The sequence below is a fragment of the Dinoroseobacter sp. S375 genome (genome assembly GCF_049800775.1).
Taxonomy (GTDB): Bacteria; Pseudomonadota; Alphaproteobacteria; order Rhodobacterales; family Rhodobacteraceae; genus Dinoroseobacter.
This window is the reverse complement of sequence record NZ_JBNAFR010000006.1, coordinates 74081-96938: the sequence shown is the minus strand read 5'-3', so window position 1 is coordinate 96938 and position 22858 is coordinate 74081. Positions and strand designations below refer to the sequence as shown.

The window sequence follows — 22858 nt, the reverse complement described above, 5'->3', positions numbered from 1 at the left end:
ATCTCCTTGATGGTTGCTTCATATGCTTCTGCGGCGCGCTCTGCGGCTTCCTGACGGGCGCTAGATGCCCCCAGCCAGTACGCGCCCGCATGGGACGCTATAAGCACTGCAACCGCGCCTACGGCGAGGTAAAGGCGGGTCACTTGCGCTTCTCAGGGGCCATGAGGGACGCCACAAAGCCCCAGACGGCCATGCCCACACCCACGATGATCTGCCAATAGGCGTCGGTCGTGACGCCATAGACAGCGAGCAGAGGGCCAAGGCTGGTCAGCAAGTGACGTGCTGCGCCCATGACCTTGGGGTCGCGCCAGTTCATGCCTTGCTCCACTTCTTGAACAGGTTGGCCAGCGCCGCCAGCAGCGTGGCGAGCACGTTGGTAGGCTGCACGACCTTCACGCCGTACCCGCTGGCGGAAAGGGCCGCTGCGTAGTCCTCGGCAAGCCCTGCAATGGTGTCTGCCTTGTCCATGCCGTTCACGACACGCCGCGCGTTGCGATAGTCCGTCTTGGTGTCGTTGATGTAATCCGGGATAGCCTTGCCGGTGAAAGCGCCTTCCATACAGCCGATCACTGCAATCGAGACTGACACACCCGAGGCCATGGCCGCATCTGGATCGGTTGTCAGGTCAACGCCAAGGCGTTCGCCCATCCGCTTGTAATTGGTCTCCCAAGTGAGCTGGATATGCCCGCGCCCATACCAAGGGTAGTAGCGCAGGTTGTCTCGCCGCCAGTCCTCGGAAAGCCAATACGCCTCGCGTACGGGCTTCATCGTCTTGTTGGTTTCCCAATAGATCGTGCCGAGGATGTACGCGGCTTGCTCAAGCGAGCATTCTTCGCGCAGGCACGTCTTGATCAGCTCGGGCGTGTCCCCCAGCTTTAAATCGATGCTCATTCCACACTCCCCAGATAAAACAGGCTTTCCGTCAGCCAGAACGGGTGGCAGCGGTGCTTCACCACCGCGAAGGCGCGCGGGAATTGGTCGGGTGTCAGCTGCACGAGCCACGGCCCGAAATCGAACTCGCCGCCGGGCCGGACTTTGGACGTCTCTCGCATGTCCAGATCCACGCGCGCGTTCGCTTCCGGCGTTCCGAGAAAGAAGTCCACGCGGCGGAACGCACAGGAGCGCAATCGAGAAGACGTGCCGTAAATCACAGATCGGGTTTCGCCCAATGCATCGACGGACGTGATCTGCGCCCGCTTCACAACTGGGAACAGACGACCCTCCACGCCCCCCGCAACAGGTCGCAACGTCGCTGCCGCAACTCCAACGAGAACCGCGAGCGCGACATACTTGAACTTAACCAACGAAACCTCCCTTGAACGCATAAGCCACCAAGGCCATCAAGAACGCTCCGAGGATCAGCCGCACCAGCCATTTCAACGTGTCTTCGATTGCCCCTAAGCGGCTCTCCACGTTGATGCGATGCACTTCCTCCACCGCGTTGCGCCTTTCGACTATGTTCAGCCGGTTTTCGATGCTTCGCGCCCAGTCTTCATCCATCCGGCATTCCTTCAAACATTCTCTGGCAATGCCCCGGCGAGATCCGGTCCATCACGCGGACGAACAGCGCCCAGCGGTCACAAACAGCACAGAAAAACCAAGCCCGCGCGCAGATCGGGGCCGTAACCCCGTCACGCCAAATCAGGCTGTGCAGGAGGGTTGAGACGGGCATGTCATGAGGTGCGAATGCGGTTCTGGTCGATGATCGTTCCCGTCCCGGCGTCCGTGATCCCGGCGCCTGTGATCCCCGCAGAAATCAGGATGCACTCCCTGATAAGCGAGCCGGTCGCGCCTGCCTCAACGGTAATCAAGTTTTCCCCGCCGGTCGGGTCATCAATGGTCAGGGCACGCACGGTCGCGTCCTGTGCGCTGGCCGTGATCTCCAGAACTTCATCAAAGCTTGCCGCAGCGTTCATGATGATGTGCCCGCCCTCAAGCAAGAAGCCCCTGCCGCGCAGCGAAACGCCGTCACCGCCATAAATACCAGTTCCAGTGATCCGCCCGACACGCCCCCCGGCACCGTTCTGAATAAGAACCGTGCTGACGTCTTCTGCGATGACCTCGCCCACGAACGAGCGCGGGTCTGACGTTTCAAAGGAACAAGCGACAGTTGTGCCCCCCCCGAGCCCTGGGCCTGTAACCGCAACAGTTTGAACAGAACCGAACCCCGCCCGCCCATTCCCGTCCGCACGATACCGCATACCCAAGGCCGCGCCCGACATTTCCACTGTCAAGAGCCGCCCATAGACAGGGCCGCGCGCGTCAAGCGCCGCGTCATCTGCATCGTCAAGGGCGTGGTTGAGAACGCGAATATGGTCAAAGACGAATATACCGTTGTCGTTATCACGGTCTTTGATATCAATCGCGTCCTTGCCGGTCGTGTCGATCTCAAGATATCCGATCTCAACGCGCTGCGTTGTGCCGTTTTGAATGCCGAGCCCGTAGCTCTGGCAATTCTGGATCCGCACTTGATCAAGCCGAATAAGAGCGCACCCAGCAGAGCGCAGGCCATGCCCTGCCGAGCGGGTTCCCCGGTTGCCATCTATGCAGATCCCGTACAGATCGAAGGTCGCCGTACTGCCGGTCTCGGTATTCAGCACATGGGCGTCAACGAAAGGCGCAAGCTTGATGATAGGCCGGTTGTTCCGATCCCCGGTCAGCAACAGCTTTTCCGAGCCGTCCAGTCGCAACGGATCGATCAGGTACGTGCCGCCAGACCCGAAATCGACCTTCTCGCCGCTGGCTGTGCAGAAAGCCTTGATCGCCTCCATGACAGCGGTGTTGTCGGTTACGCCATCCCCAACGCCGCCAAAATGCGAGATGTGCGGGGTGCTCTTGGGCGCAGCGGGCACGAACCCCGGCTGGTTCGGGAGGGTGGTCGTGTCCGAAGATTTCTTCTCGAACACCAGATCCCCGACCTGCGCCCGGTCCCCGTCTGCAAGCGTTGCAGCGGCCACGGCAGCAATGTCCGCGTAAGCCGGGTATTTGACGGCATCCAGATTGGCGGCATCCGTGAGCGCTTCATTGACAGCAGCGACAAGTTGTTCAGACGTATCGCCAAGTGCAATCTGTGGCATGGGCACGCTCCTAGACCCCGCTGGCGGGGCTCATCTTCGAAAAGTGGGGGTGGTTAGGCGGTCGCGAATTCCGCGAAGAAGGCGTCTAGTTCGGGGCCAGAGATGCCCTGCGCCGCAGCAAGGTCCTGCACAAGGTCGCTGGTGCGCTCGGCTTTGCTCATGCGCAGAAGCCGCATACGGGCCGCGTATTGCGCCTCAGAAGGCAGTGTGGCCACTACGGCCAATGCCGAGGCAGGCAGGGCTGTGGCAGCCGCCCAGGCATCGCCCTCGGCCTCGGTGATCCAGCCCCGATCCTTAAGGCCGATAAGCAGTTGCGGCATGGTAAGCGTCATGGATGCCCGGTCGGGCTGGGGCTTTGCGGGCTTGCCCACGCTGATTTTGCCCGCCAGCGCCTTCCGAAGAAGTGCCCCTTGGTTCACAACCGAGCGACCATCTTCCTCGTAGACAACCGCCGTGCGGGTGTCGTCAGTCCAGCGCAAGTTCAGCACCGTTAGGTCTCATCAATGGGGGTGTATTCTTTAAGGTAGTCATCACCGGACTGGCTGAAGGCGCTGACGCTTGACACAACACCAACGCCCCCGGATACCTTGTGCTCCCAAGTGATCACGTCCCCGACCGCTACGGGTACGTCGATTGATACAGCTTGAGACAGGTTGTTGCCGATATCCCAAGTCTGCAGAGTAGTCGTGGTTCCGCCGCTTGTTTTTCTGATGCGAAGATCGACTTCGGTGCTCGCATTCGTTTTGTGGGTCGCCTTGAAGCGAATGCTGCCGGTGAAAGACACCACCGTGATTTCCCGAGCCATGACATAGCTCCCCGAGCTTGTCGATGAGGCCCCCAGAACAAGCGATAGCCCCCGGGAAATGGCAAAGTCATCGCTAGCGGCAACGGTAATCAGAAAGGCGTCGTCTGTGGCCATAGCCTTGCCTTTGATCTTCGGCGCGCCGGTCACGCCGTCCGCGAAGTCGCTAAACGCCGCCTCAAGGGCGTTCCAACGCTCGACGGTCACGGCATCGCCAACCTGTGCGGCCGGGAAGGTAAAGAAACTCATTGCAGTCTTGGTGCCTCCGAACCATCGGGCAGAAGCCCTTTGCTATCGCCTATGAAAAAGCCATCAGGATCATCCGACCCATCCCCAACGTAAGCCGGGGTGTCAGCGGCTTGGAAATATCCCACCCGGCCAAGAGGGGAGACGTCCCACGCCTCGCAATCGATCAGCCCGCCGGGTGAGGGCTGGTGCGCTTTCGTGATGAACCAAGCCTTGGTGATCGGGTCTCCCCCGCCGGTAACAACGGTGTCGTCAGCCTTCCGCACGATGTCCCCGCGCTTCACTGTTGAACGCGACGGGTGCAGTTGAAACGAGCACTTGAGCGGTGTGATCTCGCACAGAGTGTGAAGGCGTGAGCACGTCGAGAAGGCGAGAATGTCGCTTGTCAGCCAAGGCGAATAGAGCTTGCGGCTGATATCCACGCCATCCCGGTTATCATCGCCGCCGCGCCCGTTGACCTCGACCACCGTGCGGTAGCTGAGCTCCTCATCTGGATCCGATACCGGCGTCCGCAGGTTGTAGTGCAGGATTGCGCGGGAAATGCGCTGCAGCGGCATGTCAGACACCCGGAACGAACCCGCCACGATGTCCTTGTCATCGTCCAAAACCAGCGAATTGCTGTCGTATCCCCGAACCGGCAAAAGCTTGGTCTTGCCGGTGAATTCATCATAATCGATGTGCGTCAGAGTGTGGCGCACCAGTTGGCCCAGAAGCTCACGGGCGGGCGTTGGCTCACTCACGACGCGAGACAGCGCCCCGGTCCATGGACGCCGCCAGATCCCCGCCACGCTGGCCGCTTGAGCCGCATCAAAAACCGCGTCGGGAAAGTCCGTCTCCGCCAAGATGTCGCCAAAGGCTTCATCAACAGAACGGTTTTCCAAGACGAAGCAAACCTGCACCTCGGTCTCATTGGAGTGGTCATCTTGCTCGGTGTCTCGGTGCCCCCGCTCGGTCGCCCGAATGCGGATGCCGTAGCTTTCCTCATGGACGCTTTCATACGAAATCAGCTCGTCGCCAATTCGAACCATACCCGGCGCGGGGTAGTCCTCGACCCCTGCCCCGATGATCGGCAGGTCAAGCTGTTCGTCTGTGATGTCCTGATAAAGGATGCCGGTTGATTTCGCGGGCACGTCCGAGCTTTTGAAGTCCAGAAACGTGAACGGGTCCTTGGCCGTAAGTGTTGCGCCCTGCCGTGTGACTGTCAGTTCCGTGGCGTAGTAGACAGTTGCCCGCATATCCGCCAAGGCATCGCCCTTATAACCTTCATATCGCGTGACCTTGGCTTTGGTGAGGTAGACATTCCGGGCTTTGAACTTGCGCCAGAAAGTGCTCTTGGTGCGTGGATCAAAGGTCCGATCATCCCGGTAAGGGTCCATCAATTGGTCCGAGTGCGGGCCGTCCTTGAATTGCACCGTGAGCGTGCTGACATACCCGAGCCCGATTTCGGTGTCCTTGGAACCTGCGAAGTTGATCGTGCCGCCCGTGCTGCTGACAGACGTCACAAAGGGCAGGATGTAGCTCGGGGCGTCCGTGATCGTGCTGTCCGCGAGGTTGCCCCGCGAGAACCAAACATCAAAGGTCCCCTTGTCGAAATTCTCCTGGTCGTTACAGCTTGAGAACGTGTTGTAGCACTTTGCATCCCCGGTCTCGGTAGCTGTGCAGGGTGCCGAGCCGTGGGTGCGGGTGCAGCGCGGAAGCTCGACCTTGATCAGGCAAACCGGCTCACTCATAAGCTTCCGCCACGTAGCTAACCGACATCTGCAAAAGGTCCAAAACGCCCATTGTCGTTACCTTCGGGGTCTCGGTCGCCATGCCGTAAATCACGTCGTCGTAGATGCTGGTCGTCTTTGTGCCGTCCGGTCGCCAAGCCAGAAAGAAGGGGCCTTGCTCAAGCGACAAGATTGCGTCTCTGCCGTCGCTGTCGATCCACTCCGGCGTAAGGTGCGGAAAGCTCAAAGTCCCCGAAAGGTTCGCCCGCTCCACGTCCCGCGCGAGGATCTTGCCGCTCTGCGAAAAGGTCGTGTTGTAGGTGGTCGAACGGGAATACCGCGATGGCGTGACGCCCGAAAAAATCGGCTGCTCAAGCTCCATGCTTCGCCCGAACTGCACCACCCCAATAGTCGGTCGCTCAGTTCCAGCCTGCACCAGAATACGCAAACCTCGAAGCGTCGAAAGATCGAACATCCAGAAAATCGGGCTGTCGTCCTCGATCACTTGCTCTGGCTGAAACTGTGCCCAGGTTGAGCCGTCCGTGCTGGCGTCCAGGCGAATGGTGGTGCCTGTAGAGCCAAGATTGTGCCCCGCGATGCAAACGCAATCAACGCTACGCAGGGCCGACCACATGCGCCCCCAGCGGCCCGTGTCCGAGTTTGGCTTCCATGCCTCAAACGTTTCAGGCCCGTCCGGCCCTTCCGCAAAGTAGCCGTCCTCTGTACCCGAGATGTCGTACACCCCGACCTTGGAGGCTTCATTGCCGCTGTGGAGAAGCCGCGCGTGCGTCTGCGGCTGTTTCGCTCCCTGCGTCCAGTTGGTATAGATCACGGTCATGCAAGGCCGCTCCGAATGTTCACGTTCGCGATGCCGCCGTCAGCCGCAAAGACGTCCGCGTCCTCGAAAATCATCTGCATCAAACGGCTGGTCATCCCATCCTTGGCATAGACGTTGATGTCGCCTCGCTGCACGGACGCAGGTTCTGCCGTCGCAACTGCGGACGTCCCGCCAGCGGCGCTTGACGAACCACTGCCACCGCCGAAGCTTGTTGCGTTGATCGAAGCTAACAGAGCCCCCGTCTTCGCCAAGGACGCAGCGGTGAACGCCGCAGCCGTAGGGGGGCCACCGATCCGCATACCTTTTTCCCAGGCAGACACCGCAGCGGCCTTGCCATCCAGCGCCGCCTGCGCGGAAGCCGCCACCTTGCCGATCTCAAAAAGCTTGCGGCTTTCGGTCGTCATGAGCGCTGACATATCCCCCAGCGCCCCGGAATAGGCCGCATGGCGCGCCTCCATGGATCTGCGGTCCAGCTCCTCAAGGGCTTGGTTCTTCTCCTCCAGCGCGCGCTTCTCCAACTCATCGTAGGACAAGTTCATCTCAAGCTTGCGCTCGCGGTATTCCTCTAACGCAGACATCGTTTCTTCGTAGTGCATCAGCACAAGCTCGCGCTCGGTCGCGAGTTGCCGCTCAAGGTCGGGCAAGGTCGATCCGCCACCAGATGCGGATGAAGCCGGGCTTGCCAGAGGGGATCTGTTTTGGTGCTGACCGCCACCGCCAACTTCTATGCTTACCGGGCTCCCCAAGAGGCCTTCGCCTTGGCTTTGCAGTTCATTCCAAGCGTCGTTGAATTCGCTGACACCGCCGTTTTGGCCTCGGATGCTTTGCAGGCCGGGAAACATTCCGCCCATCATTTCGAGCAAGCCGCCCATGTTCTCGCGGGTCTTCTGGCCTAAGTCACTGTTCGCAACGTTCGCGATCCCACCGGCCAATGCGTCCATCCATCTCGCCGCCGCCGCAGCGCCTTGCACAAGCGAAGCCAGAGCGGGGGCACCATAGTCAGCAACGAACTGGTGCAGGATCGCCAATTCATCCTCTACCGCAACCAACGCAGAGATAGTCTGGTTGCGGACAACCGCCCCCATTTCATCTAGCGACTGCTTTAAGCTATCAGCCTGCCGGATCGTTTCATTCGACAAGATCCGCCCGACTTCCTCCGCCCGGTCGCCGAGCTGTTGCAGCGCGGTTCCGTTGTCCCGCAGAAGCGGCAGAAGCGCCGTGGCGTCCGAGGCCATCGCCTCCAGATAGAAGGTCATTTGCTGCTGAGACGCGCCAGCCTCCTCAAGGGTTTTGACGTAAAGCTGCAATGCCTGCGGCCCCGAAAGCCGCGCGAATTCGTCAGCCGTTACCCCCACCTTGGGGGCAACCTGCTCGAAGAAATCCGCCATCGGCCCGCCGCCGGTTTCCAGGAAATCCCCCACCCGGTCGGTCACGTCCTTGAGAATATCCGAAAGCTTCTGTTGGCTGATATTCACGGTCTCTGCCGCCGCTGCCATACGCTGAAACTCGCGCGGCGTTGCATTGGCCACCCGAGACAGATTGCCGACCTCAACAGCCGCTTCTGCCGCCTGCCGCTGCATGGCAACAAAGCTCGCGCCCATAGCCCCCGCTGCCGCGACAACTGCAACGCCCGCCTTCGCGACGTTGACCGACATGCGCCCCGCAGTATCGCCGAACTGCTTTGTGGAGCGCCGCGCCTTCTGCATGTTGGTCAGGAGGCCGGAGACGTCCGCCCCAACCGTAACCGCAATATCGCCGACAACTTTGCTCACTGGTTTAATCGCTCCTGCATCTGTCGCCGCTTCAATTCTCGGTAAAGGCGCTCATTGTCCGAGTTGTCGGACATGCTGTCTTTGACTTCGGGAGGAAGGTTGTCTTCGATAAGCCACCACACTTCATTCGGCGGCATCACCCAAAACTCCGGGCCGGTGCACATCTTCCCACCCACGCAGATCCGGTGCAGTGTTCGGACTAGCCCTTCGCGGAGACTTTTTTTTCCTCAGATTGCGCCTTGGCCTTTTCGGCCATTTCAGAGGCAATCGGCGGGGCCAGAAGGCCCAAAACAGCGATAATCACGTTTTGCGCAGAAGCGGCCGCACTCAAATCGCCGTTGATTTGCGCGTCTGTGACTTGGCGATAAAGCTCAATATCAGACACTTTCGCCCCCGCCGCCCGCAGGATGCAACCAAGAGCCTCTGCAAGCTGGCCGTCCGTGACGCCACCGCTGTAGTACGTCAGAACCTTCTGCACGGCGCTGCCGCCGAGAATATCCTCGACCCGGCGGATCAGGCGCATTTGATCAGAAGGCGCAATGCCGTACTTGGTGCCATCCCACTCGATGACGGCGGTATTATCATCAAGCTGCATTGAAGGTCCAAGGGCCATCGGTCGTGAAGGTCGCCGCGAAGTTCTGCGCGTCTTCGTAGGGACCGGTTTCGGTGTACCCGGTCATGACCATGTCACCCGTCAACGTGTCCCCATCGGGGAAAGTGACGGAGATGTCATCCATGAAGGCCCCCCCCGACGCCCCAGCCGCAATCGCCCGCAAGGTGCTGCCATCAACCAGCCCGGAAACTCCGAAGGTGATGGACCGCCCGATGAGCTTGTTTGCCAAATGGCGAATGACACCGCTGTCTGTTTGGCCGTCCACGCGGATAGGCTCGCCGTTGACGGTCATCGTTACTTCGCGCAACGTGCCGATTGTGGCGCTGTTCTTTTGAAGAACGAACAACGCACCATCAAGTTCAGCCATATCGGCCTCCTGTTAGATTGTTTCTCCGGGAAGGATGCGCCCCTCTGGACGCAGAATGCCGTTCTCATCGAACAGCCAAGGCGACCACGTGCAGCGCGCCAAGTACTCACAAACCCCGTGGGAAATCCGGTCGGGCTCGTGCATTACATCGGTGTCATTTCGGGACACAAAGACGGTCGGGAAATAGGTCATGCCCATGTCTCCGCCGTGGAGAATTTCATAGATTGCCGCCTGCACACCACGGACTTCCAAGCCGCTCCGGTCGAAGGTGTGAAGGCGAAAGGAGATGTCGAAGCCCTTGCGATACCGCCTTGAGCCATCCCGCGATGTGACGATAAACCGGCCAAAGGTCACATAAGGGTATTCTTGCTCCTCTGGCCTTTCGACTTGCGGAGCGCGGTCATAGATCCGCCCGCCCGCAACGCTTCCGAGCTTCTGGAAAACGGCGCGCTGAAACTCTGGCTCGATCACTTCGCGGCCCTCCGGGCGGCACGCTTCAAAGCGGCTTCCCACTTCTTGCCGAATTGCTTGACGAACGTGGCCGTCATCGTCCGCCGGAAGCGCTCGACCGCGCTGTAAAAGAACGCGTGTTCAACCCCATCAGGGCCTTGGCCATACTCAAGGAAGCGCCAGTACCAGCCCTCACGGCCCATCAGAACGTCCGACCGGATCCAGCCCCCACGGGTGCGGCGGCGCTTGTGGCTCGCGGCTTCCTCCATGTCGCCGGTATCTCGCGGCATGTCCGCGACGGCCTCTTTCTTGATGTCGCCCGCGATCCCATGAACCGTTGAACGCATGATGTTCACGGCCTGATTGGGCGCGATCTCACCAAGCATCCGGTCAACGTCTTCAAGGCCGCGAATGGTAACGGTCGGCTTCATGTCGGAACGCCCAGTTGGCATTCGATCTTGAGATACATCTCACGCCCGCCAAAGTCATGGATGGCCCGGATGATGTGCGCCCTGCCTTGCCAGAGAATGCGCATTTCCTCGGTGAGGTCGCGCCGGTTTCGGATCGTGAACACAACACTGCGCTCCGCGACGATCCGGTCATTCTCCATGCGCTCGTTGCCCGTCCGGTAAGCGGCTCGTGCCCAGACCGTGGGGGCCGTTGCTAGATCGGTCCAAGTTTTTGTTTCGCCACCCGCTCCATCCGAAACCTTGACCGGAGATTGGATCGTCACCCGCTCTGTCAGTTTGCCTGCGTTCACGCGGCGACCCACCCGGTGCGATACTGGTTTGTCAGATGCTCAACGCTGTATTTGATGTCGTGCATCTGCTTTTCGGTCGCATCGCTGCGATTGCCCTCCCAAAGGCCGATGAGCAGGCGGATGGCGTGTACCAGCGGCTCGGGCGTGGCCAATGTCCCCGCCTCGAAGGTGATCTGGATAGCGTCCTCACGCGTGATAGTGGCTGGCCAGCTCACACCGCTTTTAGGCTTCACTGCCGCTTCGAAGTCGCTCGCAAACAGGTAGTAGTCCGATTTGGTCGCCGTCTGCTCGACGTCATCCGCATCGAAGTATTTGATCGAAGAAATTGACGCCACGGGCACCAGCGGCAGGACAACACGGCCCGTTGCGCTGGGGAAGCTATACCGCCACTCCTGCACACCGATTGCACGCCCGGTCATCTCCTGCACGGTCCCGCAGGCCGCAGCGATCAGAGACGTAAGCAGCGCATCCTCGTCGGCATACTCGGACCTGATGTAGGTCTTGGCCTCCTCCAGCGTCACAGGGAACACCGTAGGGGCCGTCACCCGCGTCAGCATTACTTGACTGCCTTCTCGGCCTTGGACCGCTTGACGGCCTTCTGAGGCGCTGCAGAACGCACGGGCGCGGCCTGCTTGGCTTCGATCAGGCGGCGCGCTTCATCAGAAGACACCTCGATTTCATCGCCAACATTTTGCGCTCCGGCGGCAGATGCCCGAGCGACCAGAAGTTTGACTTTCATGTGGAACCCTCCAATCGGCTCAATAAGACGGCGGGGCCAGCCCGCCGCCCTGAGAACTGATTACGATGCAGCCGTGATGAGGTGCTTGACCGCGCGCGTGTCGGACAGCTCACCGTCGAAACGGATGTAGCCTGCCACACCAACCCCCGGCGCGAAGTTGCTGTCCTGGATGGCCAGCATCAGGGGCGCTCCGACCTTGCGGACGAAGTATTTGGACATATCACCGAACAGCATGACCTTCGAAGATGCGGCGAGGGACGGCATGTCCTGGTTGATCCAGTACGGACGCCCGTTCAAGGTGCCGGGAACACCCGCTTGGATGTTGCCCTGCTGCCAGAGGTAGTTGCCCTGACCATCCTTGAGCTTGCGGATCGCGTTGAGCGTACTGTCATTGAACATGTAGCCGACCGAGCCGCCAGTCCGATAGGCGGGGTCAACCGAGTGCTCAAGGTCAAGGATCTCGTCAGAGGTGATCGCAATCGCGCCCACGGCGGTCTTGCCAAGAGACGACGCCGTAACAATCCCGTTCGGAGCGCTGGACCCAGTGCCGGTTGTGAGCTGAGCGTTCGCAAGCCGGGCAAGGCGCTCACCAAGGATGCCGGAGATGAACGTCTGCATCGCAAGGAAGCTGTCATCCATCAGCTCTTTCGAAATCCGCAGCCACTCGGTGTCAAACGCATAGGCGTCAAGCTGCTTGTTGTCGAAAGTAGCGTCTTTCCCACCATCATCCGTCATCGTCGCGCCCTCGGTGTGGGCTTCCGCCGTGACAGCGGTGTCATCGATGGTCGGGAACGGCATGGGATTGCCGCCGGTCGTCACAATATCCCGGAAGGGCGCGCCCGAATACATCGGCCCCCAAGCTTTCATAGCGACAACGATCTCCTCAAGCATCTGCTCGGGGATGGAGTAGCCACCGGCTGCATTCGCAGTGGTCTGAGCGCGCTTTTCAGCCATCGCCTTGCGAGCTTCCGGCTCAAGGCCGCCCAAGCTCGCGCCATTGCGCAGGAACGCCTGGAATGCGTCGCGATAGTCCATCGGCTTGCCGTCATCCACTGCGCGAGCGGAAACGTCCTCACCGCGCACCGCGCGGGGGTCCGGCGCGTCCAGCGCCTTCTCTGCGTCCTCAAGACGCTTGAGGCGCTCCGCCTTGGCACCGAGCTTGTCATAGTCGGCCATCATGGCGTCGTATTCGCGCTCGATTTCGGCGGCACGTTCTTCCGGGGTTTCGTCGGTGATTTCTTCGAATTTGGCGCGTGCGTTCGTGGCAATCCGCGCCTGCTGCTCGTGCAGCTCTTTAAGGGTAGCCATGGTTAAGCTCCTTCTAAGGGAAAAGGCGTCGCCATCACGGCGGGCCAAGGGATAGGCAGGGCGCGGCCCTAGCCGTTCTCTCGCTGCGCGAGGTCTGCTTTCATGCGCATCCGCGTGCGGACAGCGCTGAAATTCCGTTGCTTGCGGTGCGCCTCAAGGCTCCGCAGGCCAATATCGGTCCCGTCATAGGCAGGGGTTGTTACCGCCGAGACGTCGAATAGGGATGCGCGCTTGATCGTGCGCAGCGGGAGGTCGCCAGTGTCATCCCACTCCTCGACATCGGGGATGAAGGCGAACGACATCTTGTTCACGTTCCCTGCGCGCATCTTCGCGGCGAGCTTTGCCGCATCGGGGTCATCTTGAGACAGACGGGCCGTGACCTTGAGGCCCGTGTCATCCTCGGACAGGTCCAGATTGCCCGCAGAGCTTCGGGCCATGACCGTTCCGTCATCATGGTTGAACAGGAACACGACTTCATCCCGCCCAATGGCGTCTTTGAAGGCCCCTCGCTCGATCTGTTCTTCGAAATACCCGCCGATATTGGCGCGCTGCCCGAACACAGAGGCGTAACCCTCAACCACCAGTTCATCACCGTCCGCGCGCACCTCAACGGGCTGGCGCGACCATTTACCTCGCGGCTCACGTGTCGTCATTTTCTGCCTCTTGTTGCTGGGTGCCCAGAGGCACGGTTGCGCCTTGGATCAGTAGGTCATCCCCGCCATCCTTAGGGGGGCGGTTCTCCATGGCGCGGCCTTCATTGGGCGTCTCCAGCCCGGCCTGAATTGCCGTCGCGTGGCCCTCCATGCGGGTCTTGAAGTCCCCACGCAGCAAGCCATCAATGCTCAACTCCACAAAGAACCGAGAATTCCGCCGCCCGAACAGTTTCAGGTTCATTTCCTGCTCGAATTGCTCGATATGGCGCTTCAAGCTGTGCTTGGCGAAGTGCAGGTCCTGCTGTTCCGTGTTGCTGTGCGTCCCGTGCGTCAGGTCCTGCAAAAACGTGGGCGGCAGGCTGTAGATCCGGGCCACCTGCTCGACATAGTAACGCTGTGTCTCCAAGAGCTGCGTTTTGTCAGGGTCGGAGCCGATCTGCTCAATCGTAAGTCCCGCTGGGAGAACCAACGCCTGCCGAGCCTCTTTCGCAGCCTTCTGCACCGCCTGCTCAAGGTCATCAGCGGCACGCTTCATGGCCCCCGCAGATTGGAAGTTGCCGGTGATCGCGTAAGGCGGCACGCCGCCATTTGCGAAGAACAGACCGGCGTACTTTTGTACCGCCAAAGCGACGCCCAGAGCCTCCCTGTTCTTGGCGATCGGGCCAACGTGGGAGACGCCATCCGGAGCAAGCATGAATGGAAGGTCAATAACGTCCGCAGCCGGTAGTCGCACCTCGGCCCCGCCGTCCTTGTAGATGTAAAATTTCCGCCCCTCCCGGCGCTCAACAGTGACGTTGAGGGGGTTCCACGGGATCAAGTCGCGGACTTCGTTGCGCCCATTCCGCACGATCTGGGTGATGGAGCGCCCGCCAGTCAGGAACTGCTGGAACACGTATTTGCGCCACTCGAAAGACGTCATTTCGTCCGAAACGGCGTCGTGCAAAAGGGTCGCAAGGGGCGATTTTACCTTCTCTCGACCCTCCTCCGTCCGCTCGTAAACGTGCAGCGGAAGGCCCGCGATGGTCCCCGCAATGAAGTTGACCGCCGCGAAAACTGCCGGGATCTCCAAGGCACTTTCAACAGTGACGCTTGGAATGCCCTTCTGCTCCAGCCCCATGGCCGCGAAGAACTCCGCCGCCGATGCAGACTGCACAACCGCGCGCTGCTCGGGCTCTTTCGCCCGCTTGCCTAGGCCAAACATCAGCCAGCCAACTTGTAGTTGGGGTCAAGGTCCCAAGGAGACGGCGGCTCGCCTTCATCCGCCTCCGCCATCACAGAGACGGCCATCGCCAGTGCAACCATGCCGTCAATCCTTCTCTTTTCGCCAAGCTTGATCAGTTTGCGGTTTCCCGCCGGATCAGACTTGGTGACGCTGTTCTGCGCGCACATGGTCAAGACGGGGTGCATCCCGTGCCGTGCCCGTGCGTTCAGCAGTAATTCGTCCAGATCACGCAGCGCCGGTGACATGCTTTGAAAGCCCTGCCCGAACGGGACGAAATAGCTGTCAACTTCCTCTTCAATGAACCCAGCCTTGAACAGCCAGGGCTTGAAGTTGCGCAGGTTCCATCGGTCGAACGCAATCTTACGAATGTCGTGCTCTTTCGTCATTTCCCGCAGAAAGTGCGCCACGAATTCGTAGTCCACCGTGTTGCCCGGCGTGGTCTCCAGCAGACCCTCTTTCGCCCACTGATCGTAGGGCACCCGGTCCTGCCGCGCCTTGGCCTCCAGTCCCTCCCGAGGGAGCCAGAAGGTCGGCTTGATGCTTGTTGCCTCGCCGGTCTGCCCCGCCATGACGAACGCCGTCAGGTCCGAGGTGGCCGAAAGGTCCAGCCCAGCGTAAACCGGCCCGTCTAGGTCTAGTGCGGGCCCGCCGTTCTTCTCCCAAATCGACCGAGACACGTAAGGTGAATGCACCTCCACGCGCTGGTTCAAGATCAGGTTGCGAAACTCCGCTTCCCGCGACGGCATTTCGCGTGCATCGTTCGCTTGGCCCATGACTTCCGTCGCGTTTTGGAAGTCCCCGAATGCCGGGTTTGCCTGACGTATCGTTTCCTCCGCAAAAGGATCAGCCTTGGTGTCGGCTTCGTACAGGAATAGCTTCGTTCTCCCGTCCGTGTTTGTCTTCGCGTTGTCGATCAGAACGGACAGCAGGTCATCGGCATTCGGAGCCTGCGTCGAAATCACAATCGTGATGGGGTCCGTCTGCGCCGCGCTGGCGGTCTCAATCGCCTCGTAAAGCTCTGACCGAGGCCCCCGCACCTGCCCCAGCTCATCGTGAACCGAGAACACTGGCGAAAGACCGTAAGCAGTCTTGGCCTCTGCCGAGAGGGCCTTGTACTTCGCCCCGATCTCCGCGCAGAGAAGTTCCTTCGCGCTTTCCCGCACTAGGACGTATTCCGAAAGCACCTCGCTCATACGCACCATCTTGGCCGCGAGGTTGAACAGGATTGCCGCCTGATCACGAGACTGCGCCGCGCTGTAGAGCTGCGAGTTTGGCCGCGCTTCCGGCCCGCAGAGGTGCAACAGGTTAAGCATAGCGCTCAGAGCGGTTTTCGCGTTCTTCCGCCCAAAGCTGATTACCGCTCGGCGTGTCTTTCCATCATAGATCCCGCGCAGGATGTTCCGCTGCCACTCGCGCAGCACAACCGGCTTGCCAACGTCCCGCCCCTCAGGGATCAGGCAGTATTCCTCGATCCACGCAATGTTCCGCTCCGACCTTTCGGACGGCGGGTATGTAGGGATCACTTAGCCCACGGCCTCGCGGTTTTCTTGCCTTCCTTCCGGCGCTCCGGGTCGTAGCTCGCTTGCTGCGTGATCCGCATCCGGGTTGCCAAGGAAGATAGCGCCCGACCCTCACGCTCCTGCATTTTCAAGAGCTGGTCGTATTCGCCAATGTCCAATTCCTCGCCTGCCGTAGCTTGGGCGATCAACTGAGCCACACGCCGGGCCGAAACCACGTGGCGGCAATACTGCGCGAGCAAGCCGTGCGTTTCGCGGGGGAACCAGTCCGCTGGCATCCGGTCAACAACGGCCCACCATTCTTGGCTTTCCTCGTCCGTCAGATCATACGGCGCATCAGGGCGCGCCTCACGCTCAACACGCGCCGGAGCAAGCGCCTTAGCCTCGATTTCCGCTCCAGACTTTCTTGGCATTGTCAAACCTTTTCTGTCGGGGCGTAGCAAAAGAAGGCTCCCGCGGCGGTCCCTGCGATATAGGTCATAGACTTTTACCTACCCCCCCGTCCGGGATTGCGCAGAGCACATGCACAGCCTACCGTGTGGCCGACTGGCAACCGGAAGGGATCACCAATGCTGCCAACCCGTAGCGCTAGGGCGCTGGCCCTCTCCGGCCTTCTGGCTGCACCGGCTTACGGTCAGAGCGGCAACCTCGCCCTTGATCTTGGGTCTCTGCTTGCTGCCGGAGAAGTCTGCGAGCTTGGCCTTGAAGAACAAGCGGTGGTCGATTTCATTCGGCGCAACGCTGACCCATCAGACATTCGCTTCATATCCACGCTAAGCTCTGCCATCCGCACTCGGACGATCATCTACTCAGGCATGGAAGGTGTTGAGCGGGCCGCGGTGTGCGAGGCCGCTCGCGTATCCTTGCAAAACTACCGCCTGATCAAGTGATTAATCGTTGGCCTCGTCGGCAAGACCCTCAAGCAGCTTGCCCAGATCAGCGCGCGGCTGCACAGGCAGCTTAAGGTCGAGCCCTTGACGGTAGCTAACCAGTAGCTCCATGACCGTAACGCCGTCCACTGAGGACGAGACAGCGAAGCTCTCAACGCCTTCGACACGCAGCCCCTCGGACGTGGCCACATAAAGCGCGCCATCGTCGTCTGTGCAGAGCTTTAGCCTCGTTGTGCTATCGGCCATCCATCTTCCCCCACTGGTATTAGCGTCGTGCTGTTCTCTGCTCTGGTCTTGGCCTTGTGGCAGTCTGTGCAAATGGACTGGAGGTTATCCAGATCATTCGTCCCGCCTTGCTTCTTGGGCGTGATGTGATCGACCTCTTTGGCCAGCGTTGTCCGGCCCTGCCTGCGACACGGTACGCAGAGATAATCGTCTCGCCTTAGTGCAACTTCCCTCGTGCGCACCCAATTGCTATCGTACCCGCGTTCATGCCGAGAAGGATAAGCCATGCGATTGATTGCCCTCCTACCTCTTGCGATGTTGCCCGCCTGCCAGATGGCAGAGACGTCAACCGCCGCTCACTTGGAGACGGTACGTGTAGGGCAGGAGCTTGAGGCCCGGTGTCAGGCCACAAAGGACGTTGATGACTGCGCTGCGTTTCAGGCGTTCAAGGCTGACTTCGAGCGTGATGGCGTGCCGTGGGAGTGGGCTTGGGGCAACCGCTAAGGCGGCTGTGCTGTTGGATGTGTGCTTGGCGAAGGTGGGAGGATTCGAACCCCCGCTGACGCGGTTTTGGAGACCGCCGCTCTACCCCTGAGCTACACCGACGCGAGAGATTGTTTGAACGCGGGCCGGGCGCTTATCTCCGGCTCTAACACTTTCGCTGCCAGCATGCCTGCTGAGAGCTGGGCCACTTGGTTGAGGCGGTCCCTCTAAGTCCCCTAGGGATACCTTGGTCCGCCCGTCTGCCGTTAGACCTTTCCCGATCCGTCTGCGTGTCTGCTTTCCACGCCGCCGCGTTCATGGGGTGTGTCCGGGTTGCCAATCTTGCGAGGCATCGCGCCTCCCCGAGATCGCCTAAGCCGCACGCGCCCTAGGCCGGTAACGGCACACCTCAAAAACGCGGAGATTGATATGGCCTTCCACAACATCGCGCAGTCTGGCCTTGCCAGTATACTAGCGGTGCGGTCAGCCTCGGTCAACGAAAACCTGCAGCGCTCGCATGGCCTCCACGAACCGCTTGCCCTGCCCGGTCACCACCGCAACGATCCTTTCGTTCTTGGCGTCAACCACTGCGCCCATCACCTGCACCTGATCTGACCGCGTCTCATGGATCGAAAGGCGGTGATGCGCAGCGAGACAGCCCAAGTGCCCCTGCCAGCGCATCCAAGCATTCACCGTGTCGCGGTCCCGCTCATCCTCGCTGCGCAGGTCGGGCTGATCGTCCGGGCGCGCCTCTACCACATCAGGCATCATCTCAAGCTTGGCGGTCTTGGGGTGCAGCCCCTTGCCGAGAATGCGGCGGTGGTAATTGTCCTGAGCCGCTGTGAGCGCCTTGTAGGTGCCCCAAAGGGTTTCTGCCTCGTCACCCTTGCAGGACGCCATTAGCGCCTGCCCTGCGGGCTCTCCGTAAGCCGGGTGGCGCATTGCGTCCTTGTCCTTGTTGCCTGAGTGCCGCTTCCGGGCCTCGATCACCGTTTTTTGCGGGTCGCGCTCTGCCACGTAATCCGTATCCCGGCGCAGCCGTCCGTTGGGTTGCTTGCGGTCCACGGGTGCCAGTTCCGGCAGGTCGGCCTTGTTGGATTTGCGCGCCCGACGCTTTGCGCCTTTCGAGTATGCTTTCGTCACGGCTTCCCGCCCTTCTTCTTGCTGCCCTTGCCCATGTGGTTAGCCTTCTCGCTTTTGCCGCAGATCAAAGCCCATTGCTCGACGCGGGATCGGCACCATCAACGGCTCCCCGTCTGGGCCTAGAAGCGCAGAGATGCGTTCGCTGGGGCGGTGGTCAATCTGGGGCTCAGACTGCCATCCGTCCCAGTAGCTCGGCCATTCGTGGAGGCTGTCTCCTGGCTTCTTGTCGATCATCCCTCGCCCTCCCGCTCCAAGTGCCGCAGGCAGAGCAGCTCTGCGTCTGTCAGTGTGGTCATGACAGCACCACCTTGATCGTTTCGACAATGATCGTAGCGACAAAGATCCCCGCATAGACCCCAGTGACCGTGCCGAGGGTTCTCACAATGCTGCACCCGGTCATCTCATGAAAGATGATGATCGCAAACGCCAATATGGCATACTCGCTCATACCCGCCCCCAATGCCCACCGGCGCTGTCTACCTGCTGGCAATGAACCAAGCCCTTACCCTTGAGCCGCCGTAGCGTGTTAGGCACTGACCTGCCCTCCTCGCCTAAGAGCTTCGCAATCGCCGCTGACCTGAGCGTCACACCGGGGGCCAGAACGGCCAGAACGCGACCTTCAAGGGATCCGTCCGCATGGGGGTCTGGCGTGGCCCGTTGGTGCTCCAGTCGCCGCACGGTTACGTTTGTCACAGCCTTGCCGGGATAGGCGCGCTCGAACTTTTGGCGCGCGCTGCCGGGGCATTTCACATCTTGGCCAATGCAGGGATGCGTGCGGTGGCCGATGGTATCGACAATGCCGCTGACTTCGAACATGAGGGTCATACCAGCCCCACCCAGTTGAATGGAATCGAATCTTCCAGATCGCTCTGCGGCCTGCCCCCTGCCCCGTAGCCGCTGGGCATTGATGCATCGTGGTTGCCGCCAAGACTTGCCCCGTAGCCGCTGCCATAGCCGCCACCGGATGACTGCCCATCCTGCTTCCCGTCCAACATGGTCAACTCGGACTTGTACGGGCGCAGGACGATCTCGGTGCTGTAGCGGTCCTGTCCGCTCTGGTCCTGCCATTTTCTGGTGGTGAGCTGGCCCTCGATGTAGACCTTCGATCCCTTGCGGAGATACTGCTCGGCCACCCGGATCAGTGGGTCGTTCATGATTGAAACCGAATGCCACTCGGTCCGCTCTTTCCGCTCGCCGGTGCTCTTGTCTTTCCATGTCTCGGAAGTGGCGATGCGGAGGTTGCAGACCTTGCCGCCGTTCTGGAATGTGCGGACCTCTGGGTCACGGCCAAGATTGCCGATGAGGATGACCTTGTTCACTGAGCCTGACATGTCGCGGCCTCCATTCTGTTGATTGCGTGCATCACGGTCGTGTGGTCACGGTTGAAGAATTTCCCAATGCTCGGGTAGCTGTGACCGGCGGCGCGCATGGCGTGCATTGCGGCCCAGCGGGCGGCTACGGTTTCGTTGTCCCGGCGGATGCCGCGCATCTCGGAGAGCTTGACGCCGGTTGCATTGGCCACCTTCGCAGCTATGCGGAACTTCTGGCGGGTCTCGGCCATGTTGTTCGGGCGCGCTGCCTTGAGGGCGGCTCGGATCATTTCGGCCTCGTTCATGCCGCGCCCCCGAACTTCTTCGGACGAAACCCCGCTTCCTGCATGATCCGCTCGGCTGCTTCGGCGCTGCAAATCTCATCCGGGTCGCGCACGGGGCTGAATTGCTCGATGCGCACCGGCTCAGGCTTCGGCATGTAGGATTTCGCGATTTCGTAGATCGCCCCAGGCGTCGGCTTCTTCCGGGGGAATTTGCGCTGATACTCGATGCAGGCCCGCTGGATCAGCTCTTGCGGCAGGCCCTCCAGAACGTCTGCCCAATCCTGACCGATGGCTGCGGTCAACTCGGTCGGGTCATCGTCCCGCCAGTAGTGGCTGAGAAGGGTCAGAGCCCGCCCGCCAATCCATTCACGATGAACCGCGCGCGCCTGAGATGAAGGCATGCATTCGCTGGTCTTGCTTGGAAGGTTGGGCATTGGTGCCTCCGTTGAGAACTTTGGTGATGTACGAAACCGGCTCCTCGGTGCCGATCTTGTGGGCCGCGTCGAGAGCATTGAGGATCGCGATGGTGTCGTTGCCAGTGTCGCGCATCCATTTTCCGATCATGCTGCCCGGATCTCTGACCCCCTTGCTCGCGAGGTAAGCCTTGCCCGCTGACCACATCGCAGTCGTGGCCACGGAAACTGGCGTCGGCGGGGGCGTCTCGCCCCGTTCCGAAGGAACGGAATAATTGTTATCTTGTTTATTTATGGGTTGCTGTTGGGTTGCTGTTGGGTTTTCGTCTGGGTTTTTCCTTGGGGCGGCATCCTGATATTTGCCGTAATTGCAGATGGTTATCAGGGTTTTTCCTTTGGTTTTTTCAGTGGCCGGTTTTCGTTCAATCGCTGTTTCGGCTTCAAGGTCATCCAAGAGCCTGCGGATCGCCTGTCGGCCCACTCCGGTCGCTTCCTCAATCTGTCTTTGGGTGACGCAAAGCTGCCCCCGCTCCACCGTGATGACCGATCCGCCAGCGTCCATCCGGTAGGGCTTCCACGCAGCCGTGGCCAGCATCCAAGACCAGACAAACAGCCTGTCAGGACGCTTTTTGAAAAGCGGGTGCTCGTGAATGCCCCGCCGCATGGCGAACCACCCGCTCATCTGACAAGCCTCAGGGGCGGCATTTCTTCGCCGCTCTCTCGTGCTGCCTTCCGGGCTTCCACGTGCGCCTGATAGCGTTCAACGGCTCCCTTCATGTCCTCTGGCGTCAGGTACGCCAGAGCGTCCTTCAGGGCGTATGTGTGCATGTCGTAGGCCGCAGCTGCATCAGCCAGCAGCGCTACGTCAAAGAAGTCAGTCTCAGGGACGATAATCTGATCTGGGATAAATGCCTCCAGCCACCCCTCAACTTGCTCTCTCTGGATGTCGCCCAAAAGTTTCTCGACATGCTCAGTTTCGTGCATCTCGCACCGGAAGAACTCCCGGTCATCATTCAGGCGAAGGTCGGCTAAGACGCGGTGAGCCTCGCGCTCAGCCGCGTGGCAATTTGGGCAGAAGACGGCGCAATGGACCTCAAACGGTGCAGGAACGCCGGTGCCGCTGCTTATCTCCCTTGCCCTGTCGTGCGGATCGCGAGTGGTCTTGCCAATCTTGATCAGCCCGGGCATCGCAGAGTTGGTCAGCGCGTAAACATAACCCTCGCTCACTTGCTCACCCCCTCTGCCATCATTTCCCGTGCGAGATAGGCGAGCCCTTGAAGGCTAACTTCTGCGTGCTGGTGAGTGATCGCGTGACCGCCGAAGGTCGCAGCTATGGCGTCGAACCACACGCGCACACGGACCTCGCCACGGTTCGCCTTGTAGACAACGCAGGGGAACTTCCCGGCTTTCTCTGCGGCCTCGTGTGCTTGGACAGCCCATTCAGAACGGAAGGTCTTGGCAGCGGCCCAGTTCTTGCACTCGATCAGGAACGGCCAGTCTTGGCATTCCGTGATCAGATCGCCGCGCGCTTCCTCTCGGGTCTGGTCAAGGTCTCGCTTGAACTCGATCCCGGTTTCGAGAAACAGTAGCTTGGCGACATCGCGCTCAAATGCAGCGCCCTTGCGGCGTGAGTTCGCCCCGGTCATTTGCGCCACCACTTTTGCAGCGCGCCCGAAGCGCGCAGGGTGGCGACGTGAGAGCGAACGGCTCGCAGCGGCGTATCCAGCCACAAGGCAATGTCCTCGACCCCGTAGCCCTCCAGCAACCGATTCTCCACGAGATCGCGCCACTCTTGCGAGCCAATAGGAAGGTTCTCGGCGCGGGTGTAGATAGCTTGCCTCACTTCCCCACCTCCGCCCTAAGGGCCTCTGTGGTGGCCTCTCGTGGCCTCTGGGCGGTTCTGTTCTGGCGTTGGGTGTCCTTGAAGGTCAGTGCCTTCCGATGGGCTTCTATGGCCCGCTTGCGCTTCTCTTGGATTGCTGCGAATTCGCGTAGGGTCATGCTCGCCTCTCAAAAAGCCCCGGACGCCATGCAACG

General features: G+C 60.5%; 35 protein-coding genes. 1 reads left to right on the top strand and 34 read right to left on the bottom strand.

What is annotated here, in order from left to right; genetic code table 11:
- Positions 1-139 precede the first annotated feature (139 nt).
- The 22 genes from ACP150_RS14345 to ACP150_RS14240 form a co-directional block, all read right to left on the bottom strand.
- Positions 140-316, bottom strand: coding sequence for a hypothetical protein (locus tag ACP150_RS14345; protein ID WP_424967348.1), 177 nt, complete (start codon positions 314-316; stop codon positions 140-142).
- Complete coding sequence (locus ACP150_RS14340) at positions 313-891, bottom strand: glycoside hydrolase family 19 protein (protein ID WP_424967347.1); 579 nt, start codon at positions 889-891, stop codon at positions 313-315. The genes ACP150_RS14345 and ACP150_RS14340 overlap by 4 nt, the downstream gene beginning before the upstream one ends.
- On the bottom strand, positions 888-1304 hold the full coding sequence (locus ACP150_RS14335; RefSeq protein WP_424967346.1) for a hypothetical protein: 417 nt from the start codon (positions 1302-1304) through the stop codon (positions 888-890). Before ACP150_RS14335 ends, ACP150_RS14340 begins: the two co-directional genes overlap by 4 nt.
- A complete protein-coding gene (locus tag ACP150_RS14330) occupies positions 1297-1500 on the bottom strand; it encodes a pseudouridine synthase (RefSeq protein ID WP_424967345.1) in 204 nt (67 codons plus the stop codon). Before ACP150_RS14330 ends, ACP150_RS14335 begins: the two co-directional genes overlap by 8 nt.
- A 173-nt stretch (positions 1501-1673) precedes the next feature.
- Positions 1674-3077, bottom strand: coding sequence for a glycosyl hydrolase family 28-related protein (locus tag ACP150_RS14325; protein ID WP_424967344.1), 1404 nt, complete (start codon positions 3075-3077; stop codon positions 1674-1676).
- Positions 3078-3130: 53 nt separating this feature from the next.
- Positions 3131-3565, bottom strand: coding sequence for a hypothetical protein (locus ACP150_RS14320; protein ID WP_424967343.1), 435 nt, complete (start codon positions 3563-3565; stop codon positions 3131-3133).
- Between the two features lie 2 nt (positions 3566-3567).
- Positions 3568-4128: a hypothetical protein gene (locus tag ACP150_RS14315; RefSeq protein WP_424967342.1), complete on the bottom strand. Its 561-nt coding sequence runs from the start codon at positions 4126-4128 to the stop codon at positions 3568-3570.
- Entirely contained in the window at positions 4125-5855 is a 1731-nt protein-coding gene (locus ACP150_RS14310) for a hypothetical protein (protein WP_424967341.1), read from the bottom strand. The genes ACP150_RS14315 and ACP150_RS14310 overlap by 4 nt, the downstream gene beginning before the upstream one ends.
- Positions 5848-6672 carry a hypothetical protein gene (locus tag ACP150_RS14305; protein WP_424967340.1) on the bottom strand — a complete coding sequence of 275 codons (825 nt, stop codon included), beginning with the start codon at positions 6670-6672 and terminating at the stop codon, positions 5848-5850. The genes ACP150_RS14310 and ACP150_RS14305 overlap by 8 nt, the downstream gene beginning before the upstream one ends.
- Positions 6669-8444: a hypothetical protein gene (locus ACP150_RS14300; protein WP_424967339.1), complete on the bottom strand. Its 1776-nt coding sequence runs from the start codon at positions 8442-8444 to the stop codon at positions 6669-6671. Before ACP150_RS14300 ends, ACP150_RS14305 begins: the two co-directional genes overlap by 4 nt.
- 199 nt (positions 8445-8643) lie before the next feature.
- Positions 8644-9039, bottom strand: a complete 396-nt coding sequence (locus ACP150_RS14295; protein ID WP_424967338.1) for a hypothetical protein — start codon at positions 9037-9039, stop codon at positions 8644-8646.
- A complete protein-coding gene (locus ACP150_RS14290) occupies positions 9029-9424 on the bottom strand; it encodes a phage tail tube protein (RefSeq protein ID WP_424967337.1) in 396 nt (131 codons plus the stop codon). The genes ACP150_RS14295 and ACP150_RS14290 overlap by 11 nt, the downstream gene beginning before the upstream one ends.
- Positions 9425-9436: 12 nt before the next feature.
- Positions 9437-9895, bottom strand: coding sequence for a DUF3168 domain-containing protein (locus ACP150_RS14285; RefSeq protein WP_424967336.1), 459 nt, complete (start codon positions 9893-9895; stop codon positions 9437-9439).
- Positions 9892-10305, bottom strand: coding sequence for an HK97 gp10 family phage protein (locus tag ACP150_RS14280; RefSeq protein WP_424967335.1), 414 nt, complete (start codon positions 10303-10305; stop codon positions 9892-9894). Before ACP150_RS14280 ends, ACP150_RS14285 begins: the two co-directional genes overlap by 4 nt.
- Positions 10302-10634, bottom strand: a complete 333-nt coding sequence (locus ACP150_RS14275; RefSeq protein ID WP_424967334.1) for a phage head closure protein — start codon at positions 10632-10634, stop codon at positions 10302-10304. The genes ACP150_RS14280 and ACP150_RS14275 overlap by 4 nt, the downstream gene beginning before the upstream one ends.
- Positions 10631-11191: a head-tail connector protein gene (locus ACP150_RS14270; protein ID WP_424967333.1), complete on the bottom strand. Its 561-nt coding sequence runs from the start codon at positions 11189-11191 to the stop codon at positions 10631-10633. The genes ACP150_RS14275 and ACP150_RS14270 overlap by 4 nt, the downstream gene beginning before the upstream one ends.
- The gene (locus tag ACP150_RS14265; RefSeq protein ID WP_424967332.1) at positions 11191-11373 is read right to left on the bottom strand and encodes a hypothetical protein; all 183 of its coding nucleotides are present in this window, start codon (positions 11371-11373) and stop codon (positions 11191-11193) included. The genes ACP150_RS14270 and ACP150_RS14265 overlap by 1 nt, the downstream gene beginning before the upstream one ends.
- 60 nt (positions 11374-11433) lie before the next feature.
- Positions 11434-12681, bottom strand: coding sequence for a phage major capsid protein (locus ACP150_RS14260; protein ID WP_424967331.1), 1248 nt, complete (start codon positions 12679-12681; stop codon positions 11434-11436).
- A gap of 68 nt (positions 12682-12749) precedes the next feature.
- A complete protein-coding gene (locus ACP150_RS14255) occupies positions 12750-13334 on the bottom strand; it encodes an HK97 family phage prohead protease (RefSeq protein ID WP_424967330.1) in 585 nt (194 codons plus the stop codon).
- Entirely contained in the window at positions 13321-14535 is a 1215-nt protein-coding gene (locus tag ACP150_RS14250) for a phage portal protein (protein WP_424967329.1), read from the bottom strand. Before ACP150_RS14250 ends, ACP150_RS14255 begins: the two co-directional genes overlap by 14 nt.
- On the bottom strand, positions 14535-15977 hold the full coding sequence (locus ACP150_RS14245; protein ID WP_424967328.1) for a terminase large subunit: 1443 nt from the start codon (positions 15975-15977) through the stop codon (positions 14535-14537). Before ACP150_RS14245 ends, ACP150_RS14250 begins: the two co-directional genes overlap by 1 nt.
- Positions 15978-16075: 98 nt before the next feature.
- Positions 16076-16486, bottom strand: a complete 411-nt coding sequence (locus tag ACP150_RS14240; RefSeq protein WP_424967327.1) for a hypothetical protein — start codon at positions 16484-16486, stop codon at positions 16076-16078.
- 156 nt (positions 16487-16642) lie between these two features.
- Between ACP150_RS14240 and ACP150_RS14235 the strand changes: the two genes are divergently transcribed.
- Complete coding sequence (locus tag ACP150_RS14235; RefSeq protein WP_424967326.1) at positions 16643-16963, top strand: hypothetical protein; 321 nt, start codon at positions 16643-16645, stop codon at positions 16961-16963.
- Here the strand turns inward: ACP150_RS14235 and ACP150_RS14230 are convergent, their stop codons facing one another.
- The 12 genes from ACP150_RS14230 to ACP150_RS14175 form a co-directional block, all read right to left on the bottom strand.
- Positions 16964-17209: a hypothetical protein gene (locus ACP150_RS14230; protein WP_424967325.1), complete on the bottom strand. Its 246-nt coding sequence runs from the start codon at positions 17207-17209 to the stop codon at positions 16964-16966. It abuts the gene before it with no gap.
- Positions 17185-17475 (bottom strand): HNH endonuclease, encoded by a 291-nt coding sequence (locus ACP150_RS14225; protein WP_424967324.1) that lies wholly within the window; start codon positions 17473-17475, stop codon positions 17185-17187. Before ACP150_RS14225 ends, ACP150_RS14230 begins: the two co-directional genes overlap by 25 nt.
- A 679-nt stretch (positions 17476-18154) precedes the next feature.
- On the bottom strand, positions 18155-18814 hold the full coding sequence (locus ACP150_RS14220; RefSeq protein ID WP_424967323.1) for a hypothetical protein: 660 nt from the start codon (positions 18812-18814) through the stop codon (positions 18155-18157).
- A 292-nt stretch (positions 18815-19106) separates the two neighbouring features.
- Positions 19107-19262 carry a hypothetical protein gene (locus ACP150_RS14215; RefSeq protein ID WP_424967322.1) on the bottom strand — a complete coding sequence of 52 codons (156 nt, stop codon included), beginning with the start codon at positions 19260-19262 and terminating at the stop codon, positions 19107-19109.
- Positions 19259-19639 (bottom strand): hypothetical protein, encoded by a 381-nt coding sequence (locus tag ACP150_RS14210; protein ID WP_424967321.1) that lies wholly within the window; start codon positions 19637-19639, stop codon positions 19259-19261. The genes ACP150_RS14215 and ACP150_RS14210 overlap by 4 nt, the downstream gene beginning before the upstream one ends.
- Positions 19636-20145 carry a single-stranded DNA-binding protein gene (ssb, locus tag ACP150_RS14205; protein WP_424967320.1) on the bottom strand — a complete coding sequence of 170 codons (510 nt, stop codon included), beginning with the start codon at positions 20143-20145 and terminating at the stop codon, positions 19636-19638. Before ssb ends, ACP150_RS14210 begins: the two co-directional genes overlap by 4 nt.
- Positions 20130-20429 (bottom strand): helix-turn-helix domain-containing protein, encoded by a 300-nt coding sequence (locus ACP150_RS14200; protein ID WP_424967319.1) that lies wholly within the window; start codon positions 20427-20429, stop codon positions 20130-20132. Before ACP150_RS14200 ends, ssb begins: the two co-directional genes overlap by 16 nt.
- The gene (locus ACP150_RS14195; protein WP_424967318.1) at positions 20426-20809 is read right to left on the bottom strand and encodes a hypothetical protein; all 384 of its coding nucleotides are present in this window, start codon (positions 20807-20809) and stop codon (positions 20426-20428) included. The genes ACP150_RS14200 and ACP150_RS14195 overlap by 4 nt, the downstream gene beginning before the upstream one ends.
- Positions 20775-21503, bottom strand: coding sequence for a MarR family transcriptional regulator (locus ACP150_RS14190; RefSeq protein WP_424967317.1), 729 nt, complete (start codon positions 21501-21503; stop codon positions 20775-20777). Before ACP150_RS14190 ends, ACP150_RS14195 begins: the two co-directional genes overlap by 35 nt.
- Positions 21500-22048: a GIY-YIG nuclease family protein gene (locus ACP150_RS14185; RefSeq protein ID WP_424967316.1), complete on the bottom strand. Its 549-nt coding sequence runs from the start codon at positions 22046-22048 to the stop codon at positions 21500-21502. Before ACP150_RS14185 ends, ACP150_RS14190 begins: the two co-directional genes overlap by 4 nt.
- Positions 22045-22467 (bottom strand): putative PDDEXK endonuclease, encoded by a 423-nt coding sequence (locus ACP150_RS14180; protein ID WP_424967315.1) that lies wholly within the window; start codon positions 22465-22467, stop codon positions 22045-22047. The genes ACP150_RS14185 and ACP150_RS14180 overlap by 4 nt, the downstream gene beginning before the upstream one ends.
- Positions 22464-22664: a hypothetical protein gene (locus tag ACP150_RS14175; RefSeq protein WP_424967314.1), complete on the bottom strand. Its 201-nt coding sequence runs from the start codon at positions 22662-22664 to the stop codon at positions 22464-22466. The genes ACP150_RS14180 and ACP150_RS14175 overlap by 4 nt, the downstream gene beginning before the upstream one ends.
- Positions 22665-22858: the final 194 nt, after the last annotated feature.

Excerpts from the sequence above, each read along its gene's own strand:
- ACP150_RS14345 (WP_424967348.1), bottom strand. The coding sequence starts at position 316 with ATGAACTGGCGCGACCCCAAGGTCATGGGCGCAGCACGTCACTTGCTG.
- ACP150_RS14340 (WP_424967347.1), bottom strand. The coding sequence starts at position 891 with ATGAGCATCGATTTAAAGCTGGGGGACACGCCCGAGCTGATCAAGACG.
- ACP150_RS14330 (WP_424967345.1), bottom strand. The coding sequence starts at position 1,500 with ATGGATGAAGACTGGGCGCGAAGCATCGAAAACCGGCTGAACATAGTC.
- ACP150_RS14325 (WP_424967344.1), bottom strand. The coding sequence starts at position 3,077 with ATGCCACAGATTGCACTTGGCGATACGTCTGAACAACTTGTCGCTGCT.
- ACP150_RS14315 (WP_424967342.1), bottom strand. The coding sequence starts at position 4,128 with ATGAGTTTCTTTACCTTCCCGGCCGCACAGGTTGGCGATGCCGTGACC.
- ACP150_RS14310 (WP_424967341.1), bottom strand. The coding sequence starts at position 5,855 with ATGAGTGAGCCGGTTTGCCTGATCAAGGTCGAGCTTCCGCGCTGCACC.
- ACP150_RS14305 (WP_424967340.1), bottom strand. The coding sequence starts at position 6,672 with ATGACCGTGATCTATACCAACTGGACGCAGGGAGCGAAACAGCCGCAG.
- ACP150_RS14295 (WP_424967338.1), bottom strand. The coding sequence starts at position 9,039 with ATGCAGCTTGATGATAATACCGCCGTCATCGAGTGGGATGGCACCAAG.
- ACP150_RS14290 (WP_424967337.1), bottom strand. The coding sequence starts at position 9,424 with ATGGCTGAACTTGATGGTGCGTTGTTCGTTCTTCAAAAGAACAGCGCC.
- ACP150_RS14280 (WP_424967335.1), bottom strand. The coding sequence starts at position 10,305 with ATGAAGCCGACCGTTACCATTCGCGGCCTTGAAGACGTTGACCGGATG.
- ACP150_RS14270 (WP_424967333.1), bottom strand. The coding sequence starts at position 11,191 with ATGCTGACGCGGGTGACGGCCCCTACGGTGTTCCCTGTGACGCTGGAG.
- ACP150_RS14265 (WP_424967332.1), bottom strand. The coding sequence starts at position 11,373 with ATGAAAGTCAAACTTCTGGTCGCTCGGGCATCTGCCGCCGGAGCGCAA.
- ACP150_RS14260 (WP_424967331.1), bottom strand. The coding sequence starts at position 12,681 with ATGGCTACCCTTAAAGAGCTGCACGAGCAGCAGGCGCGGATTGCCACG.
- ACP150_RS14255 (WP_424967330.1), bottom strand. The coding sequence starts at position 13,334 with ATGACGACACGTGAGCCGCGAGGTAAATGGTCGCGCCAGCCCGTTGAG.
- ACP150_RS14250 (WP_424967329.1), bottom strand. The coding sequence starts at position 14,535 with ATGTTTGGCCTAGGCAAGCGGGCGAAAGAGCCCGAGCAGCGCGCGGTT.
- ACP150_RS14240 (WP_424967327.1), bottom strand. The coding sequence starts at position 16,486 with ATGCCAAGAAAGTCTGGAGCGGAAATCGAGGCTAAGGCGCTTGCTCCG.
- ACP150_RS14235 (WP_424967326.1), top strand. The coding sequence starts at position 16,643 with ATGCTGCCAACCCGTAGCGCTAGGGCGCTGGCCCTCTCCGGCCTTCTG.
- ACP150_RS14230 (WP_424967325.1), bottom strand. The coding sequence starts at position 17,209 with ATGGCCGATAGCACAACGAGGCTAAAGCTCTGCACAGACGACGATGGC.
- ACP150_RS14225 (WP_424967324.1), bottom strand. The coding sequence starts at position 17,475 with ATGGCTTATCCTTCTCGGCATGAACGCGGGTACGATAGCAATTGGGTG.
- ACP150_RS14215 (WP_424967322.1), bottom strand. The coding sequence starts at position 19,262 with ATGAGCGAGTATGCCATATTGGCGTTTGCGATCATCATCTTTCATGAG.
- ACP150_RS14210 (WP_424967321.1), bottom strand. The coding sequence starts at position 19,639 with ATGACCCTCATGTTCGAAGTCAGCGGCATTGTCGATACCATCGGCCAC.
- ssb (WP_424967320.1), bottom strand. The coding sequence starts at position 20,145 with ATGTCAGGCTCAGTGAACAAGGTCATCCTCATCGGCAATCTTGGCCGT.
- ACP150_RS14200 (WP_424967319.1), bottom strand. The coding sequence starts at position 20,429 with ATGAACGAGGCCGAAATGATCCGAGCCGCCCTCAAGGCAGCGCGCCCG.
- ACP150_RS14195 (WP_424967318.1), bottom strand. The coding sequence starts at position 20,809 with ATGCCTTCATCTCAGGCGCGCGCGGTTCATCGTGAATGGATTGGCGGG.
- ACP150_RS14190 (WP_424967317.1), bottom strand. The coding sequence starts at position 21,503 with ATGAGCGGGTGGTTCGCCATGCGGCGGGGCATTCACGAGCACCCGCTT.
- ACP150_RS14180 (WP_424967315.1), bottom strand. The coding sequence starts at position 22,467 with ATGACCGGGGCGAACTCACGCCGCAAGGGCGCTGCATTTGAGCGCGAT.